Below are 18334 nucleotides of genomic sequence, written 5' to 3'. Positions count from 1 at the left end.
GGTCCGTTGTCGGTGGCGGGTGTCACGATGTGCGCATGGGCCGCTTGCTGCGCCCGCTGCTGCGGGGGACGACGTACACACGACTGGTGCACCTGTGGGTGCCGATGCTCGTGCAGAGCATCTGGATGTTCATCGACTCGTCGCAGCCGTGGGTGCCGGCGCTGTTGCTGGTCCCGGTCGGGTTGATCCCGGCGGTGCGCCGGGGCGAGGGGGTGCAGGCGGAGCTGCTGCTGACGCCGGGCGAGCGGGATCCGGGGTTCTCCGTGGCTCCGGCGGCGGCCTGGCGGGACCGGCTGCGGACGGTGCTGTGGCTCGAAGTGCGCATGGTGCTGGGCGCGTTGACCGTGCTCGGCTGCGTCTGGCTGCCGATCCTCGCGCTGGAGCTGGGGGCGACGGCGCTCGGGCGGGCCCACGACGACGTCCCGGTCCTCGCGACGGCGACCCCGCACTGGTGGTACGCCCTGCTCGCGCCGCTGCCCCTGTTCGCGCTGTACGGACTGATCGTCGGCCTGGGCGAGGCGGTCACGGCCGTCGCGCGGCGGCTCCTCGGCCCGTCGGCCGCCGAGCGGCTCGCCGCCCTGGAGGAGCGCACGGAACAACTCCTGGAGCGCAACCGCATCGCGCGGGAGCTGCACGACTCGATCGGCCACGCGCTGACGGTGGCGGTGGTGCAGGCGGGCGCGGCGCGGGCCGCGGGCGACCCGGAGTTCACCGACCGGGCGCTCGGCGCGATCGAGGAGACCGGCCGGGCCGCGCTGGAGGACCTGGAGCGGGTGCTCGGGGTGCTGCGCGAGGCCGAGCGGCCGCTGAGCAGCCGGCCGGCGCTGACCGAGGCGGACCGTCTGCTGGAGTCGGCGCGGGCCTCCGGCGCGAAGGTGGACGCCGAGGTGACGGGCGCTCTGGAGGCGGTGCCGGGGCCCGTGTCCCGCGAGGGCTACCGCATCCTCCAGGAGGCGCTGACGAACGTGCTGCGGCACGCGGGCGCGGTGCCGGTGCGCGTCAGCGTCGCCGTCGCGGCGGACGTCCTGCGGCTGGAGGTCCGCAATCCGCTGCCGGCCGCGATACCGGGCCCCGGCCGGGGCAGCGGGCTGCGCGGCATACGCGAGCGTGCCGCGCTGCTCGGCGGCCACGCGTCGACGGGTCCGGACGCCGGCGACTGGCAGGTGCGCGCGGAGCTGCCGCTGAGTTGATCGGGGTTTGCCTCCAGGGCCTGTCGTTCGGATCAGGTCGCGGAGGCCCTAGGCTGGCCGGATGCCGGTGACCGTACTGCTCGTGGATGACGAACCGCTGGTCCGCGCGGGGTTGCGGGCCGTGCTGGAGGCCCAGCCCGACATCGAGGTGATCGGGGAGGCGGCGGACGGGGCGGCGGTGATCCCGCTGGTGCGGCGGCTGCGGCCCGACGTGGTCGCCATGGACGTACGGATGCCGTTGATGGACGGGATCGAGGCCACGCGCGCGGTGCTGCGGACGGTGGCCGATCCGCCGAAGATCCTCGTGGTGACGACCTTCGAGAACGACGAGTACGTCTACGAGGCGCTGCGCGCGGGGGCGGACGGCTTCCTGCTGAAGCGGGCCCGGCCGGCCGAGATCGTGCACGCGGTGCGGCTCGTCGCCGAGGGCGAGTCGCTGCTGTTCCCGGCCTCGGTGCGGCGGCTCGCCGCCGAGTACGGCGACGGCGGCGGCGACCGCGCGGCCCGTGACGCGCTGGAGCGGGCCCGGCTGACCGAGCGGGAGGCGGAGGTGCTGCGGCTGATGGCGCGGGGGCTGTCCAACGCGGAGATCGCCGCGCGGCTGGTCGTCGGGGCGGAGACGGTCAAGTCGCATGTGAGCGCCGTCCTGGCGAAGCTCGGGGCGCGGGACCGCACACAGGCGGTGATCACGGCGTACGAGTCGGGGTTCGTGGGGGCGGGCTGAGGCTGGGGGTTGAGGGCTCGGGCTCGGGCTGGGGCTGGGGCCAAAGCTGAGGGCTGAGGGCTCGGGTGTCGCGGGCGGGCGGGGAGCCGCGGTGCGGCCTTCGCCGCGGGCGGCGGGTTCGTGTCGCTTCCGTGCTCGTCGGGGTTCGCGGCGCCGAGTACGATCCGGCCCATACGCGCACGAGCTGGGAGGACGGACGTTGGGGCGGCTGACCGGCGGGGATCCCTCGCTGTTGCGAAGGATCAATTCCGCGGTGGTGCTGCACGCGTTGCGTGCCGCCGACTGCGCGACGCTCACGGAGATCACCCGGGTGACGGGGCTGTCCCGGCCCACCGTCGAGGGGGTCGTGGAGGATCTCATCGGGGCCGGGCTCGTCGTCGAGAAGGCGGCCGAGGAGGGCACGGCGAGACGCCAGGGGCGGCCTGCGCGGCGGTTCCGGTTCCGGGCGGAGGCCGGCCATCTGCTGGGCCTGGAGATAGGCGCGCACCGGGTGGCCGCGCTGCTGGCCGATCTGGACGGGCGGGTGCTGGGCGCGCAGGCCAAGGACGTCGACGAGACGGCCCCCGCCGACGAGCGGCTGGAGCGGCTGCGGACGGCGGTGGCCGAGCTGCTGCGCCGGGCCGGCGTGCCGCGCAGCTCGCTGCGGGCCGTGGGCGTCGGCACGCCCGGCATCGTGGAGGCGGACGGGACGGTGCGGCTGGGCACGGCGCTGCCCGAGTGGACGGGGCTCAAGCTGGGCGAGCGGCTGAGCCGCTCCTTCAAGTGCCCGGTGCTGGTGGAGAACGACGCCAACGCGGCGGCCGTGGCCGAGCACTGGAAGGGCGCGGCCACCGACTCCGACGACGTCGTGTTCGTGTTGGCGGGACTGAGTCCCGGGGCCGGCTCGCTGATCGGGGGGCGGCTGCACCGGGGGTACGGCGGGGCGGCCGGTGAGATCGGCGCGCTGCATCTGCTGGGGCGGGAGGCGACCCCGGAGACGCTGCTGTCCACCACGGACGAGCCGCTGCACCCGCTGGACGAGCAGGCGGTCGCTCAGGTGTTCGCGCAGGCGCGCGGGGGCGACCAGCGGGCGCGGGCGGCCGTGGACCGCTTCCTCCAGCGGCTGGTGCACGACGTGGCCGCGCTCGTCCTCGCCGTGGATCCGGAGCTGGTCGTGGTCGGCGGCTGGGCGGCCGGACTGGACGGCGTACTGGAGCCGCTGCGGCGGGAGTTGGCGCGTTACTGTCTGCGCCCGCCGAAGGTGGCCCTGTCGCTGCTCGGCGAGGCGGCCGTGGCGACGGGGGCGCTGCGGCTGGCTCTCGACCACGTCGAGGAACAACTCTTCGCGGTGGAGGGGACGGTGACGGGGCGCTCGCCGGTGGGGCGGGGGTGAGTGGCGGTCGGAGCAGGGGGCGTGTGGGGGTGGTCCGAGGTGCGTGTGCAACAGGGGTCGTGGGGAGAACGCGCCGCGCCCCGGTGGAGTTCCGGGGCGCGGGGGCGTGGCGGCCGTTCATGAGGTCTGACGGGCCGTCACTAGGCCGGACGGGCCGTCACGATGTACGGCGGTCGGTCACGAGGCCTGGCGGTCCGGGCCGTGGTGGATCTCCACGCCGCCCGACGCGCCGAACGTCAGCCGGCAGGTGTCCGCCCGGTACGTGGCCGCGGAGAGCGCCGCGGTGCGGCCCTCGGCGAAGAAGCGGGTGGTGACGACGAGGACGGGAGCGCCGGGCAGCCGGTCGAGTTCCTTCGCGTCGTCCGCGCGGGCCGAGCCCAGCTCCACCGCGCGGTCCTGGCTCTCCAGCTCCAGGCGCTGCAACTCGCGCAGCACCGCACGCGCGCGTGCCGGGCCGGAGGGGGCGTCGATCGCGGCCGGTTCGGGCGCCGACGCCTGCGGGACGTAGAGCAGTTCGGCGGCGACGGGCTGGCCGTGGGACACCCGCGAGCGGCGCACGATGTGCACGGGCTCGTCGCGCTCGGAGCCCAGGGCGTCGGCGACGGCCGCCGGCGGGGCCGCGAGCGTGCAGTCGACGAGGTTCCACGTGTCACCTGACGTCGTGGGCCAGCCCTGCCGCTCCGTGCCCACGTCCACGCCCACGCGCGGCGGCGCGACCGTCGTGCCGACCCCCCGGCGGCGGTGGAGGCGGCCCTCCAGTTCGAGTTGTTCCAGTGCCTGGCGGAGCGTGGCGCGGGCGACGCCGAACCGGGCGGCCAGTTCACGTTCGTTGGGCAGGATTTCGCCCACGGTGAACTCCGAGTCCAGTGCCTCGCTGAGCACGGTCTTGAGATGCCAGTACTTCGGTTCCGGCACCGATTCCAGTTGCGTGGTCCCCACCCTGTCCTCCGCAATCGCCGTGGTCGGCGGCGTATTTCGCGCCCTTGTTTATTAAAGGTTGTTGCAGTTGTCTGCGACCATAAGGCGGCCCCCATCCTTGGTCAAGACCAATCCTCGAACCCTTTCGAAGCCCAAGGGCCCACTGCGGGTAAGCGTTTACGGAGCGTTCGCGTGCGTTCTTTTTGTCGTCACGTCAGCAATGCCCCCGCAATGAAACGGAGCGTGTGCTACCGGAATTGACGTCGGGTAATCCGCGGTCACGCCTGAAGTGCGCGCAGCTTGTCCGGGTTGCGGATGACGTACACGCGCCGGACGAGTCCGCCGGCCGCGTCGATCTGGATGACGGCGTCCGGCTTGTCCCCGGACAGGGCCAGCACCGCGGTTCCGCCGTTGAGCTCCAGGAAGCGGAAGGAGAAGTCGGGGAGGCCCTTGCGGGCGACGCCGAGGACGAAACGGGCGACGTGGTCGGCGTTCTCCAGGATCCGCCGCGGCGACTGCGCCTTGCCGCCGCTGTCGCCGACGAGCCGGGCGTCGGGCGCGAGGAGCGCCATCAGACCCTCCAGGTCTCCCTCCGCCGCCGCGGCGAGGAACCGTTCGGTGAGTTCGCGCCGCTGGGCGGGATCGACCTCGTAGCGGGGCCGCCGCTCGTCGACGTGCCGGCGCGCCCGGCCGGCGAGCTGGCGCACCGCGGACTCGGAGCGGTCGAGGACGGCGGCGATCTCGGCGTGGGGATAGCCGAAGGCCTCCCGCAGCACGAACACCGCGCGCTCCAGTGGGGACAGCGACTCAAGGACGACGAGGACGGCGAGCGAGACCGAGTCGGCGAGCACGGCCCGCTCGGCGGCGTCCTGGACGGTGTCGCCGAAGTCGGTGACGTACGGCTCGGGCAGCCAGGGGCCGACGTAGGCCTCGTCGCGGGCCTTGACGCGGTTCAGGCGGTCCAGGGCGAGGTGGGTGGCGACCCGGACCAGATAGGCGCGCGGCCGGCGCACCTCGGCGCGGTCCGCGGACGACCAGCGCAGCCAGGCGTCCTGCACGACGTCCTCCGCGTCGGCGACGCGGCCGAGCATGCGGTAGGCGACGCCCAGCAGCAGCGGGCGGTGCTCTTCGAAGACGTCGGTCGCGGTGTCTGCGGTCACGGTGCCATCCGATCCGACGCGACAGCCGGTGTCCAGACGGAGCGCCGCCGGGGGCTACCCGTCGGTAGCAATTGCTGACAAGCTGTCTACGCGACGCCGGGCGAGCACCGGCCGCGCCTGTCGACTCCCCCAGCCTGCACCGCCGTTCAGTCGTTTCGCCGTTCAGCCGTTCAGCCCGTTCAGACGAGGAGCACCGCCATGTCCGCCGCCACCGTCTCCTTCACGGTCCCCTCCCCCAGCGGCCCGCAGCCCGTCACCGTGTCCTACGCGCGCGCGGGGCGCGGCGAGCCGTTGCTCCTGCTGCACGGCATCGGGCACCACCGGCAGGCCTGGGACCCGGTGCTGGACATCCTGGCCACCGAGCGGGACGTGATCAGCGTGGACCTGCCCGGCTTCGGCGCGTCCCCGGGCCTGCCCGAGGGACTCGCCTACGACCTCGCCACGACCACCTCGGTGTTCGGCGCCTTCTGCGAGGCGCTGGAGCTGGAACGCCCCCACGTCGCGGGCAACTCGCTGGGCGGTCTGCTGGCGCTGGAACTCGGCCGCGAGAAGCGCGTCAGGTCCGTCACCGCGCTGTCGCCGGCCGGGTTCTGGTCGGAGGCCGAGCGCAGGTACGCCTTCGGGATACTGCTGACGATGCGGCACCTCTCCCAGCGGATGCCGCTGCCCCTGGTCCAGCGGCTGTCGCGGTCGGCGGCCGGCCGTACGGCCCTCACCAGCACCATCTACGCCCGCCCCGGCCGCCGTTCACCCGAGGCCGTGGTCGCCGAGACGCTGGCGCTGGCCGGGGCCACCGGGTTCGACGAGACCCTGCGCGCGGGCGGGAGCGTCAAGTTCACCGACGACGTCCCCGGCATCCCCGTCACCGTCGCCTGGGGCACCCGGGACTGGCTGCTGGTGCGACGCCAGGGCGTCCGGGCCAAGCAGATCATCCCGCAGGCCCGTCTGGTGCGGCTGCCCGGCTGCGGTCACTGCCCGATGAACGACGACCCGGCGCTCGTCGCACGCGTGCTCCTCGACGGCAGCCGCCGAACGGGCTGACCCGTCGGCCAACGCCATTACCCAGGGCGACTTCGAGTCCCATGAGGGCGCGGTCCGGCGGCCTGAGCGGGGCCGCAGGAGCCCGTGCCGGCCGGCGGCGCGGTGCAGGCGGCAACGACGGGGATGAAGCCGGAGTACAGCGTGGCGCGCGCGTGTCGCCGGCGCGGATCCGGGACGGCGTACGGCTGATGGCGCAGGCTGTGGGAGGCCGCCGACACGCCGCGCCGCCGTTGGCACGAGCGGCCGGACGCCCCCCGACCTCACCGACCGCCCCGACTTCACCGACCGCCCAGGCCGCCCCGCCCGCTCTCCCGCCCCTCCCGCACACCCCCACGCCCCGTTGTTCACCTCCGGTTTCCGTGCTCGCCGTGGCCCACCAGTAGGTGTGGCTGTGCACACAGGTCGGTTCCCGTCCCAGGAGGCCCTTTCATGTCACTCAGTCCGCTCCCCGGGCGTCGCAGCGTCCTGCGCGGCTCGCTGGCCGCGTCCGCCGCCCTGACCCTGCCCGTCGCCGCCGGCGCGGCACCGGCCCTCGCCCTGTCGGGGCGGCCCCGCGCGGGCTGGGGCGTGCAGACCGGGGACGTGACCACGAACTCCGGTCTGGTGTGGGTGCGTTCGGACCGCCCGGCGCGGATGATCGTCGAGACCTCGGCGACGCCGTCGTTCCGCCACGCGCACCGCTGGCGCGGCCCCCTGCTCGGTGCGGACAGCGACTTCACGGGCACGACCCGGCTGCACGGGCTGCCCGCCGGCGAGCAGATCCACTACCGCGTGCTGCTCGCCGACCCGGACGACCCGCGTCGTACGGGCGAGCCGGTGGCCGGCACGTTCCGCACGGCGTCCGCCGGACGGCGCGACGGCGTCCGGTTCGTGTGGTCCGGCGACCTGGCCGGACAGGGCTGGGGCATCAACCCGGAGCTCGGCGGCTACCGCATCTACGAGGCGATGGCCGCGCTCGACCCCGACTTCTTCCTGTGCAGCGGCGACAACGTGTACGCCGACGGCCCGCTCACCGAGACCGTGCAGCTGCCCGACGGGCGGACCTGGCGGAACATCACCACCGAGGAGAAGGCGAAGGTCGCCGAGACCCTCGCCGAGTTCCGCGGCAACTTCCGCTACAACCTGCTCGACGAGAACCTCAAGCGCTTCAACGCCCAGGTCCCCTCCATCATCCAGTGGGACGACCACGAGGTCACCAACAACTGGTACCCGGGCGAGATCCTCGGGGACGCCCGCTACACCGAGAAGAACGTCGACGTGCTGGCCGCGCGGGCCCGCCGGGCGTTCTCGGAGTACTTCCCGATCTCCACGCTGCGCCGCCCCGAGGGCCGCGTGTACCGGGTGCAGCGCCACGGCCCGCTGCTGGACGTCTTCGTGCTGGACATGCGCACCTACCGCAACGCCAACTCGCCCGACGACCAGGGCGCCGACGCGCAGGGCATCCTCGGCCGCGAGCAACTGGAGTGGCTCAAGCGCGAGTTGGCCCGCTCCCGGGCGGTGTGGAAGGTGATCGCCTCCGACATGCCGCTCGGCCTGGTCGTGCCGGACACCGGGGACGGCAAGCCCAACATCGAGGCGGTCGCGCAGGGCGACCCGGGCGCACCGCTCGGCCGTGAGCTCCAGATCGCCGAGCTGCTGCGGTTCGTCAAGCACCGGCGGATCACCGGCACGGTGTGGCTGACGGCGGACGTCCACTACACCTCGGCCCAGCACTACGACCCGTCCCGGGCCGCGTTCAAGGACTTCGCGCCGTTCTGGGAGTTCGTCTCCGGTCCGCTGAACGCGGGCGCGTTCCCGGCGAACGCGCTCGACGGCACGTTCGGCCCCGACCGCGTCTTCGTGAAGGCGCCGGCCACGGCGAACGTCTCCCCGGCCGGCGGTTACCAGTTCTTCGGCGAGGTCGACATCGACGGCGGCAGCGGGGAGTTGACGGTGCGGCTGCGCGAGCAGGACGGCACGGTGCTGTTCACCAAGGTGCTGGAACCCGGCAAGGTGGGGCAGTAACTCCCGTAGTCTGTAGGGGCGCTTGGCGTATCGACGCCGCGCCCCCGGCATATCGTCCATGACATGCCGTCCCATGCATGCCGTCCAATACATACAAGAATTAACAAAAAGGACAAATGATTCCTTTACTCATCAGTCACAAAGCGTTCGTGATCACGCAACACCGTTCCTTCACAGTGACTGCATGACTCGAGACATGTCTGATGCGACGCGCCGCGGAAACTCGCGCCCTGTGCTCGGCCGGCTGCGCAACGCGATGGAATGCGCCGCCGCTTGGCGGTCACGCCGCCACGGTCACGCACCGCCCACGAGTGATACCGACGCCCGGCCGCCCTCAGCGGAGCGGCAGGCCGGGCAGCCGACGGAACTACCCGCCGACACCGGCACCGAGGCAGTCGAGGCCGGCGCGCTGTGGCGGATGCGGACGACGGTGAAGGACGCGCCCGGATCGCTCGCCGTGCTGTGCGCGGCGCTGGCCGACCGGCGCGTCGACATCCTGAGCCTCCAGACGCATCCGCTGGGCGAGGACACCGTGGACGAGTTCCTGCTGCGGGCCCCCGGATCGCTCGCGGCGGCGGACGTCACCCGGGCAGTGGCGACGGCGGGCGGCACGGCCACCTGGATCGAACGGGCCGACGCCCACGATCTGGTGGACGCCCCGACCCGGATCCTGGGCCTGGCCACCCGCACCGCGCTCGACGCAGCCGAACTGCCGCTGGCTCTACGGCAGTTGCTGGGCCGGTGCACCATCCGCTCGCTGCCCGCCACGAACGGGCCGGGCGGCCGGGCGGCCGGCCACGTCCCCGTGGAGGGCGTGCTGGAGGACACCGTGATGCGCCTGCGGGCGCCGGAAGGCGGAGTGATCACCGTGGAGCGGCCGTATCTGCCGTTCACCCCGACCGAGTTCGCGCGGGCGCGGGCGCTGGTGGAGCTGGACGCCCGGCTGGGTCCGCGCGTCCCGCGCGGGCACGACGTGCTGACGCTGCCCGAGGGCGACGACATCACCGTGCGCCGGGCCGACACCGGTGACGTGGAGGCGGCGAAGGCGATGCACACCCGGTGCTCGACGCGCACGCTCGGCCTGCGCTACCACGGGCCCGTCGGCGACGCCGACCGCTACCTCAACCACCTGCTCAGCCCGCGCTACGGCCGCACCCTCGCCGTGCAGACGCCGTCGGGGCGCATCGTCGCCCTCGGCCACCTGCTGTGGGACGGGGACGAGACCGAGGTCGCGCTGCTCGTCGAGGACGAGTGGCAGCGGCGCGGCATCGGCGGCGAACTGCTCGACCGGCTGGTCGCGATGGCCCGCGAGGCGGGCTGCGAGAACGTGTACGCGGTGACGCAGGCCTCCAACACCGGCATGGTCGCCGCCATGCGCGGCCTCGGCCTCCCCCTCGACTACCAGATCGAGGAGGGCACCCTCGTGATCACCGCCCGCCTGGAGAAGACCGGGGCGGGGGCGACCGCCGACCGGTACGAGCGGCACGCGGCGCACGACTGACGCGGGGCGACCGCCGCGGGGCGACGGGCGAACGGTCCGGTGGCGTACGACGCCGTCGGGCCGCTCCTCGCCCGTAATCCCGTGCTTGCGTACTCCCGTACTCCCGTACTTCAGGCGGGCGGCGTCACACGACCGCGCCTCCGTGCCGCCCGGCGAGGCGAACCGTTTCTCCAGCTCCCGTTTCCCCGGCTCCCGAGCCCCCGCACTCCCCCAGCGCCCCGTCCAGGTCCCCCCAAAGGTCCTCGACGTCCTCCAGCCCCACCGACATCCGCAGCAGCCGGTCGCTGACCCCCGCGCCGCGCCGGTCCTGGGCGTCCACGATGCGGTGGCTGATGGACGCCGGGTGCTGGATGAGGGTGTCGACGCTGCCGAGGCTCACCGCGGGGGTGATCAGGCGGACGCCGGCGATCACCTCGTGCGGGTCGCCGTGCACCTCGAAGGCGATCATCGCGCCGCCGATCCGCGGATAGTGGACGCGGGCGACGCGCGGGTCGGCGGCCAGCCGGCGGGCCAGCTCGGCGGCGGTCGCGGAGGCGGCCCGCACCCGCACCGGGAGCGTCGACAGCCCGCGCAGCAGCAGATAGCCGGCGAGCGGGTGCAGCACCCCGCCGGTGGCGAACCGTATCTGCCGCAACTGCCCGGCGAACTCCTCGTCGCAGGCCACCACTCCCCCGAGGACGTCCCCGTGGCCGCCGAGGTACTTGGTGGCGCTGTGCAGGACGAGACGCGCGCCCTGCTCGACGGGCCGTTGCAACACCGGCGTGGCGAAGGTGTTGTCGGCGAGCAGCGGCACGGACCCGCAGGAGTGGGCCAGCGCCCGCAGGTCGACCTCGGCGAGGGTCGGGTTGGCCGGCGACTCGACCATCACCAGCCCGGTGTCGGGGCGCAGGGCGTCCACGACACCGGCCAGGTCGGTCCAGGTGACCTCCGAGCCGAGCAGACCTGCGGTCAGCAGATGGTCGCTGCACCCGTAGAGCGGCCGGACGGCCACCACGTGCCGCAGGCCCAGCGAGCCGCGCGCGAGCAGCACCGCGCTCAGCGCCGCCATGCCGCTGGCGAACGCGACGGCGCTCTGCGTGCCCTCCAACCGGGCGAGCGCGGTCTCGAAGCGGGCGACCGTGGGATTGCCGAGTCGGCCGTATACGGGCGGGCCGTCCGGCTCGGCTCCGGTGGCGGCGAACGCGTCGATGCGCGCGGCCTCGGCGCGGCTGTCGTAGGAGGGGTAGGTGGTGGACAGGTCGATCGGCGGGGCGTGCAGTCCCTGCCGGGCCAGGTCGTCCCGGCCGGCGTGCACGGCCTCGGTGGCCAGTGCGCGGGGCGTTCCCGACGTGCGTACACCGTCGGTGCGTACGGCGTCGTACGCGTGCGTGCTCGCTGAGGCTGAGTCCATGGACGGCAGAGTGAACACCGGACGGGATCATGGGGCCGTGGGCCGTGCTACGTTCGGCCGATGACCGAATCAGTCGTACTCGATCCGGTGGATCTCCAGCTGCTGCGGCTGCTTCAGAACGACGCCCGGACGACGTACCGCGACCTCGCGGCGCAGGTCGGGCTCGCTCCGTCGACGTGCCTGGACCGGGTGACGCGGCTGCGCCGCAGCGGAGTGATCCTCGGGCATCAGCTGCGGCTCGATCCGGCCAAACTCGGCCGGGGTCTCCAGGCTCTGCTGTCGGTGCAGGTCCGGCCGCATCGACGGGAGCTGGTGGGGCCGTTCGTGGAGCGGGTGCGGGCGCTGCCGGAGGCGCTCACCGTCTTCCATCTCACCGGGCCCGACGACTACCTCGTGCATGTCGCGGTCGCGGACATGGCGGACCTGCAACGGCTCGTCCTCGACGAGTTCACGGCCCGGCGGGAGGTGGCCCGGGTGGAGACCCGGCTGATATTCCAGCGGTGGGACTGCGGTCCGCTGCTGCCGCCCGGCCCGTCACCGGCGCCGCCGCCGTAGTGGATGGTATTGGTGGCACTGGTCAGCAGGAGTGATCGTCGTCGTCGAAATCAGGCTGACCGGCGCTTCGCCCGGCGAACCGGGCTGACGCGGCACCGGTATGCGTACGAGGATGTCCGCATGTCAGACATGTCAGAGACGAACAGCCCGCTGCCCCGCGAGGTCGCCGACGCCTTCGTCGACGAGCTCATCGCCCTCGACCCGGTCACCGGCACCTATCTCGGCGTGCCGGAGAGCTCGAGCCGGCTGCCCGACCTCTCGCCCGCCGGACAGGAGGCGCTCGCGCGGCTCGCGCGGGACACGCTGGCGCGGCTCGACGAGGCCGAGCGGCGACCCGGCGCGGACCGGGACGTCGAGCGCCGGTGCGCGCGCCTGCTGCGCGAGCGGCTCACCGCCGAGCTCGCCGTCCACGAGGCCGAGGAGGGGCTGCGCGCGGTCGGCAACCTGGGGACGCCGGCGCACCACGTGCGCGAGGTGTTCACCGTGACGCCGACGCGGACCGACGAGGACTGGGCGGCGATCGTCGAGCGGCTGCGCGCGGTGCCGGCGGCGCTGGCCGGCTACCGGGAGTCGCTGGCGCTCGGTCTGGAACGCAAGCTGTACGCGGCTCCGCGGCCGACGCAGGCCTTCGTCGGGCAGCTCACCGAGTGGGCGGACACCGACGGCTCGGGCCGCGGCTGGTTCGAGGACTTCGCCGCCGCCGGACCCGAGGCGCTGCGCGCCGAACTCGACGAGGCGGCCCGGACGGCGACCGCGGCGGTCGTGGAGCTGCGGGACTGGATGCGTGAGGTGTACGCGCCCGCCGTGGAGGGCGCGCCGCAGACCGTCGGCCGGGAGCGGTACGCCCGCTGGGCGCGCTACTTCAACGGCACCGACCTCGACCTGGACGAAGCGTACGCGTACGGGTGGGCCGAGTACCGCCGGCTGCTCACCGAGATGGAGGGGGAGGCGCGGAAGATCCTGCCGGACGCCACGTCGCCGTGGGCGGCCCTCGCGCACCTCGACGAGCGGGGCAGCCACATCGAGGGCGTCGACGAGGTCCGCGACTGGCTCCAGGGCCTGATGGACCAGGCGATCGACGCGCTGGACGGCACCCACTTCGAACTCGCCGACCGGGTACGGAAGGTGGAGTCGCGCATCGCGCCGGCGGGCAGCGCCGCCGCCCCGTACTACACGCCCCCGTCGGAGGACTTCTCCCGCCCCGGCCGCACCTGGCTGCCGACGATGGGCCAGACCCGTTTCCCGGTCTACGACCTGGTGTCGACCTGGTACCACGAGGGCGTCCCCGGCCATCACCTCCAGCTCGCGCAGTGGGTGCACGTGGCGGAGAACCTCTCGCGCTACCAGGCCACCGTCGGCATGGTCAGCGCCAACGCCGAGGGCTGGGCGCTGTACGCGGAGCGACTCATGGACGAGCTGGGCTTCCTCACGGACGCGGAGCAGCGGCTCGGCTACCTGGACGCGCAGATGATGCGGGCCCTGCGGGTCATCGTCGACATCGGCATGCACCTGGAGCTGGAGATCCCCGGGGACTCCCCCTTCCACCCGGGTGAGCGCTGGACCCCGGAGCTGGCCGAGGAGTTCTTCAACGCGCACAGCAGCCGTCCGGCGGACTACGTGGAGAGCGAGCTGACCCGCTACCTGACCATCCCCGGCCAGGCGATCGGCTACAAGCTGGGCGAGCGTGCCTGGCTGCTGGGCCGTGAGAAGGCCCGCGCGCGGCACGGTGACGCCTTCGACCTCAAGTCCTGGCACATGGCGGCCCTTTCACAGGGATCGCTCGGTCTGGACGACCTGGTGGACGAGTTGTCGCGGCTGTGAGCCGGGGCCGCCGGCGGGGGGCGGGTCGCCGTCAGGCCCTCGCTCTCCGTCAGCAGCCGCAGTCCGCCGCGTCCACCGGGGCGGTGAGCGGGTCGGCGTCGCGCCGCTCACCGCCCTGCCAGGTCTCGAACGCGAAGCCCTCGCGCGCCCAGTACTCGAAGCCGCCGAGCATCTCCTTGACGCGGTAGCCGAGTTCGGCGAGCGCGAGGGCCGCGCGCGTGGCGCCGTTGCAGCCGGGGCCCCAGCAGTACGGGCGACGACTGCTTCGTGATCAAGGTCGCCGCCCGTTCCATGCGCCACCTGGAGGAGGTGTCGGGCCGGATCGGCACGCTGAGGTCGGTCACCACCAGCGTCGTGTACTCGTCACCGCTGCCCCGGCGCCCCCTGGGTCACTGACCGCGCTGGCGCACCGTCGACCCCGACCGGCCCTTGACGACCTCCAGTTGGGCGTGGATCCGCCGCCGCAGGTCGCCCACATGGCTGACGATGCCGACGCTGCGGTCGCGTTCGCGCAGGGAGTCGAGGACGTCGAGGACCTCGTCCAGCGTCTGGTCGTCGAGGCTGCCGAAGCCCTCATCGATGAAGAGCGTGTCCAGGCGGACGCCGCCCGCCTCGTCGGTGACGACGTCGGCGAGGCCCAGCGCGAGGGAGAGCGAGGCGAAGAAGGTCTCGCCGCCCGACAGTGTCGCCGTGTCCCGCTCGCGGCCGGTCCACGCGTCCACGACGTGCAGCCCGAGCCCGCTGCGCCCGCGTCCGCTGCGGTCGTCGGAGTGGACGAGGGTGTAGCGCCCGGAGGACATGCGTCGCAGCCGTACGGTCGCGGCGGCGGCCACCTGTTCCAGGCGGGCGGCCAGGACGTACGACTCCAGGCGCATCCGGCGCTCGTTGTCGGCCGAGGTGCCGGCGGCGAGGCCGGCCATCCGGGCGACCTGGTCGTACTCCTCGCGCAGCGGCCCGAGCCCGCGTACGGCGTCGGCCGCGCGCGCGGAGAGCCGGTCGAGTTCGGCGCAGCGGCCGGCTGCGGCGTCCTGGGCGGAGGCGGCCCGGCGCAGTCGTGCGGCGGCCCGGTCGGCGGCCTCTTCGGCCTCGGCGAGGACGGCGGGCGCCCGCTGGGCGGCGGCCGCGGTCTCCGGTTCGGCGAGAACGGCCCGTACGGCGGCCTCCTCGTCCTGCCGGGCGTCCAGACGGCGTTGCAGCTCGCGGTGGGCGGCGTCGTCGAGGAGGGCGTCGGCGGCGGCCTGCGGGGTGTCGAAGCCGGCCCTGAAGGCGGCCTCGTCGAGGCGTCCGTCGGCGGCCTTGAGACGGGCGGCGGCCTCCTCGGCGGCGCGGGCGGCGTCGGCCGCCTCGGTGAGCCGGGCGGCCCGCCGCTCCAGGTCCCCGATCCGCGCGGCGACGCTCTGCGCGCCGGCTCTCGCCCGGGTCAACTCCTCTTCCAGCGCGGCCCGTTCACGGTCCAGCCGTTCCCGGTGGCCGACCCGGGAGGCGGCCCGGACCTGGGCCTCCCGCTGGGCGGCGGTGCGCCGCTCGTGCTCCTGCTCGGCGTGGCGCAGCTCCTCGCGCGCGGGGTGCAGCGCGGAGGCGTCCCGGCGGGCCTCGGCGTGGGCGCGGTCGAGTGCGTCGGCCTCGGCGGCGAGCCGGTCGGTGGCTTGTCGGTCGGTGGCGGTGTCGCCGGCCTCGGCCGCGGCCGCGGCGAGCGTCTCCCGGACGGCGCCGAGGTCGCGTTCGGCTTTCGCGCGCCGCTGCTCGGCGCTCTGGTAGGCGGCGAGGGCCTGTTCCTCGGCCTCGCGGTCGACGTGCCCGGCGTCCCTGCGCGCGGGCGCGGGGTGCTCGGTGGCGCCGCAGACGGCGCAGGGCGCGCCGTCCTCCAGGGTGGCGGCCAGTTCGGCGGCGATGCCGTCGAGGCGCTGCTCCTTGAGGTCGAGCCAGTGCGTCCGCGCCTCGACGGCGTGGTCCGCCGCGGTACGGGCCCGCTGCTCGGCGTCGTCCGTGTCGCGGGCCAGCCGGTCGCGCAGGCGGGCGGCCTTCAGCCTCCGCTGTGCGGGCTCGCGTCGGACGGCGAGCTGTTCGGCGCGGGCGGCGGCCTCCTGGGCGGACTCGATACGGCGCTGGAGTTCCGCGCGGGTGGCGTCCCAGTCGGCGAGCCAGCCCTCGGTCTCCGTGAGGACGTCCTCATCGGCGCGTTCCTGCCGGTCCAGATCGGCGCGCTCGGCGGCCAGTTCGGACAGCCGGCGCTCGCCGCGGCGGGCCGACTCCAGGCCGCCCAGCTCCTCGGCGGACCGGCGCGCGGCGGCGGCGAGTCCGGCGGCGCCGGCGTCCGCGAACCCCTCCGGCAGCAGCACGCGCGCGCGTGCCTCGGCGGCTGCCGCCCCGCGGTGCTCCGCGTCGGCGGCGTCCCGCAGCTCCAGCGCCGGCGCCACGGCCTCCGCCTTGCGGGCGCGCTGCATCCGCGCCTGCGCCTCCCGGTGCGCCCCGGCCCGCTCCTCCAGCAGGGCGGCCCGCCCGCGTGCCTCCTCGAACCGCCTCTGCAACCGGGCGAGTTCGCGTACGTCGGACAGGTCGCGGTCGGCGGCGGCCTGGGCCGACTCGGCGGCGAGACGGCCGCAGTGGGCGATCGTGAGCTGTTCCCGGGCGGTGCTGCGGGCGACGGCGGCGGCGGTCAGCACGGTCTGGGCGAGGCCCGGCTCGCCCGGGGTCAGCTCGGGCAGCTCCATGGCGTGGCCGGCGGCCTGCTGCATGCGGTGCGCGTCGGCGAGCAGCGCGGCGTCGGCCTCGCGCACGCGTGCCTCGGCGGCGCGGCGGCGCTCGGCGAGGCGCTTCTCCACGTCGGCGAAGCGCTGGGTGTCGAAGAGCCGCCCGAGCAGCCGGCCGCGCGCCTCGGCGTCGGCGCGCAGGAAGCGCGCGAAGTCGCCCTGCGGCAGCAACACGACCTGGCAGAACTGCTCGCGGCTCATCCCCAGCAGCCCGCCGATCTCCTCGCCGATCTCCTGGTGGGAGCGGCTGAGGTCCTTCCAGGCGCCGGCGGCGGCGTCGTACTCGCGCAGCCAGCTCTGCGCCTTGTCGAGCGTCGTGCCCGTGCCGCGCTTCTTGGGGCGTTCCCAGGGCGGCTGCCGGGTGACCTCCAACCGCCTTCCGGCGACGGTGAGTTCGAGGGTGACCTCGGTGCGGGTGCCGGGGGCGGCGTGGTCGCTGCGCAGGGTCTGGCCCTGGCCGCTCTGGCGGGCGCCGGGGACGGCGCCGTAGAGGGCGTAGCAGACGGCGTCCAGGACGGAGGTCTTGCCGGCGCCCGTCGGGCCGTGCAGCAGGAAGAGCCCGGCGGCGGACAGCTCGTCGAAGTCGACGCTCTGCGAGCCGCCGAACGGGCCGAAGGCTGTGAGGTCGAGCCGGTGCAGCCTCATCGGGCCACCTCCCGCACCGCGTCGTCCGCGCGCACGGCGTCGAAGGCGTCCCGCAGCACGCGCTGCTCGCGCGCGTCGGGCCCCGCTCCGCGCACGTGCGCCACGAAGTCCTCGGCGATCTCCTGGTCGCTGCGCCCGGCGAGGCGTCGGGCGTAGGAGACGTCCGGGTCGTCGGGGGCGCGGTCGGGGGCGAAGACCAGGCTGAGGGTGTGCGGGAAGCGCTCGGCGAGGCGGGCCATGGGGTCGGCGGGGCGCACGACGTCGGTCAGGGTGGCCTCGACCCACGCCTCCTCGTGCCGCGTGAGCGCCGGATCGTCGAGCAGCTCCTCCAGCGTGCCGCGGATCCGGGCCAGGGCGCGCGGCACGGGGCAGTCGATCCGCTCGGCGTCGAGCGATCCGTCGGCGTCGAGGTCGACCAGCCACATGGTCTTGCGGTGGTCGGTCTCCGAGAAGGAGTACGGCAGCGGGGAGCCGGAGTAGCGGACGCGTTCGGTGAGGGCCTGGCAGCCGTGCAGATGCCCGAGCGCCACGTAGTCGACGCCGTCGAAGACGCCGGCGGGCACGGAGGCGACGCCGCCGACGGTGATGTCCCTCTCACTGTCGCTGGGTTCACCGCCGGTGACGAAGGCGTGCGCGAGGACGACCGAGCGGGTGCCCCGCGCGCGCGTGGCGAGGTCGGCGCGCACCCGGTCCATGGCGGCGGCGAGCACGGCCTCGTGGCCTGTCCGCTCCACCCCGAACTCTTCCTTGACCAGGGCGGGTTCGAGATAGGGCAGACCGTAGAAGGCCACGTCGCCGAAGGCGTCCGCGAGGACGACCGGCGTGCCGGCCGCGGCGGGGTCGGTGCGCAGATGGATCCCCGCCCGTCCGATCAGCCCGGCGCCCACTCCGAGCCGCCGCGCGGAGTCGTGGTTCCCGGAGATCATCACCGTGGGCACGCCCAGGTCGGCCAGCCGGTGCAGGGCGTCGTCGAACAGCTCGACGGCGGCGAGCGGCGGGACCGCCCGGTCGTACACATCACCGGACACGACCACCGCGTCCACCTCGCGCTCACGCACGGTGGTGACGAGATGGCCGATGAACTCGGCCTGGGCGCCGAGCATGTTCACCCGGTGGAAGGCCCGGCCGAGATGCCAGTCGGACGTGTGCAGGAACCTCATGATCCTCGAGACTAACGGCCGGGTCTGACATCACGGGCGGTAACTCCCGTATCGCATCATCATATCGGCCACCGAAGGTGCCCATTACGGAAATCGGGGACAC

13 protein-coding genes and 2 pseudogenes are annotated in these 18334 nt (G+C 74.1%); 9 read left to right on the top strand and 6 right to left on the bottom strand.

Translation table 11 applies throughout. From position 1 onward, the window contains the following. Positions 1–35: 35 nt before the first annotated feature. The 3 genes from ACFYX4_RS23255 to ACFYX4_RS23245 all read left to right on the top strand — a co-directional run bounded on the left by ACFYX4_RS23255 (position 36) and on the right by ACFYX4_RS23245 (position 3286). On the top strand, positions 36–1190 hold the full coding sequence (locus ACFYX4_RS23255) for a sensor histidine kinase (protein WP_389336413.1): 1155 nt from the start codon (positions 36–38) through the stop codon (positions 1188–1190). 61 nt (positions 1191–1251) lie between these two features. Then, positions 1252–1914, top strand: a complete 663-nt coding sequence (locus tag ACFYX4_RS23250) for a response regulator (protein WP_389336410.1) — start codon at positions 1252–1254, stop codon at positions 1912–1914. 199 nt (positions 1915–2113) lie between these two features. Continuing rightward, positions 2114–3286: an ROK family transcriptional regulator gene (locus tag ACFYX4_RS23245; protein WP_389336407.1), complete on the top strand. Its 1173-nt coding sequence runs from the start codon at positions 2114–2116 to the stop codon at positions 3284–3286. 177 nt (positions 3287–3463) lie between these two features. Here ACFYX4_RS23245 and ACFYX4_RS23240 read toward each other — a convergent pair whose 3' ends face one another. Together ACFYX4_RS23240 and ACFYX4_RS23235 are read right to left on the bottom strand one after the other, a co-directional pair. Next, complete coding sequence (locus tag ACFYX4_RS23240) at positions 3464–4225, bottom strand: GntR family transcriptional regulator (RefSeq protein WP_389336404.1); 762 nt, start codon at positions 4223–4225, stop codon at positions 3464–3466. 257 nt (positions 4226–4482) lie between these two features. Continuing rightward, on the bottom strand, positions 4483–5364 hold the full coding sequence (locus ACFYX4_RS23235) for an RNA polymerase sigma-70 factor (protein ID WP_389336401.1): 882 nt from the start codon (positions 5362–5364) through the stop codon (positions 4483–4485). 198 nt (positions 5365–5562) lie between these two features. Between ACFYX4_RS23235 and ACFYX4_RS23230 the strand changes: the two genes are divergently transcribed. The 3 genes from ACFYX4_RS23230 (at position 5563) to ACFYX4_RS23220 (ending at position 9910) form a co-directional block, all read left to right on the top strand. Then, positions 5563–6405 (top strand): alpha/beta fold hydrolase, encoded by an 843-nt coding sequence (locus ACFYX4_RS23230; protein ID WP_389336398.1) that lies wholly within the window; start codon positions 5563–5565, stop codon positions 6403–6405. Between the two features lie 429 nt (positions 6406–6834). Further along, entirely contained in the window at positions 6835–8409 is a 1575-nt protein-coding gene (locus tag ACFYX4_RS23225) for an alkaline phosphatase D family protein (RefSeq protein ID WP_389336395.1), read from the top strand. Between the two features lie 184 nt (positions 8410–8593). Further along, complete coding sequence (locus tag ACFYX4_RS23220) at positions 8594–9910, top strand: GNAT family N-acetyltransferase (protein ID WP_389336392.1); 1317 nt, start codon at positions 8594–8596, stop codon at positions 9908–9910. A gap of 124 nt (positions 9911–10034) precedes the next feature. Here ACFYX4_RS23220 and ACFYX4_RS23215 read toward each other — a convergent pair whose 3' ends face one another. Continuing rightward, a complete protein-coding gene (locus ACFYX4_RS23215) occupies positions 10035–11300 on the bottom strand; it encodes a trans-sulfuration enzyme family protein (protein WP_389336389.1) in 1266 nt (421 codons plus the stop codon). A gap of 60 nt (positions 11301–11360) precedes the next feature. Between ACFYX4_RS23215 and ACFYX4_RS23210 the strand changes: the two genes are divergently transcribed. After that, positions 11361–11855 (top strand): Lrp/AsnC family transcriptional regulator, encoded by a 495-nt coding sequence (locus tag ACFYX4_RS23210; RefSeq protein WP_389336385.1) that lies wholly within the window; start codon positions 11361–11363, stop codon positions 11853–11855. Between the two features lie 129 nt (positions 11856–11984). After that, the gene (locus tag ACFYX4_RS23205) at positions 11985–13676 is read left to right on the top strand and encodes a DUF885 domain-containing protein (protein ID WP_389336898.1); all 1692 of its coding nucleotides are present in this window, start codon (positions 11985–11987) and stop codon (positions 13674–13676) included. Between the two features lie 49 nt (positions 13677–13725). Here the strand turns inward: ACFYX4_RS23205 and ACFYX4_RS23200 are convergent. After that, positions 13726–13926, bottom strand: a pseudogene (locus ACFYX4_RS23200) (rhodanese-like domain-containing protein); the annotation flags it as partial. Between ACFYX4_RS23200 and ACFYX4_RS23195 the strand changes: the two are divergent. Then, positions 13926–14072, top strand: a pseudogene (locus ACFYX4_RS23195) (Lrp/AsnC ligand binding domain-containing protein); the annotation flags it as partial. The pseudogenes ACFYX4_RS23200 and ACFYX4_RS23195 sit on opposite strands and share 1 nt — an antisense overlap. Here ACFYX4_RS23195 and ACFYX4_RS23190 read toward each other — a convergent pair. Then, positions 14066–17071: an AAA family ATPase gene (locus tag ACFYX4_RS23190; protein WP_389336382.1), complete on the bottom strand. Its 3006-nt coding sequence runs from the start codon at positions 17069–17071 to the stop codon at positions 14066–14068. The pseudogene ACFYX4_RS23195 and the gene ACFYX4_RS23190 sit on opposite strands and share 7 nt — an antisense overlap. Continuing rightward, a complete protein-coding gene (locus ACFYX4_RS23185; RefSeq protein ID WP_389336379.1) occupies positions 17068–18231 on the bottom strand; it encodes an exonuclease SbcCD subunit D in 1164 nt (387 codons plus the stop codon). Before ACFYX4_RS23185 ends, ACFYX4_RS23190 begins: the two co-directional genes overlap by 4 nt. Between the last annotated feature and the right edge of the window lie 103 nt (positions 18232–18334).

The organism is Streptomyces sp. NPDC002328 (genome assembly GCF_042890065.1).
Taxonomy (GTDB): domain Bacteria; phylum Actinomycetota; class Actinomycetes; order Streptomycetales; family Streptomycetaceae; genus Streptomyces.
The sequence above is the reverse complement of the archived record's forward strand: the minus strand, read 5'-3'. Positions and strand labels throughout refer to the sequence as shown.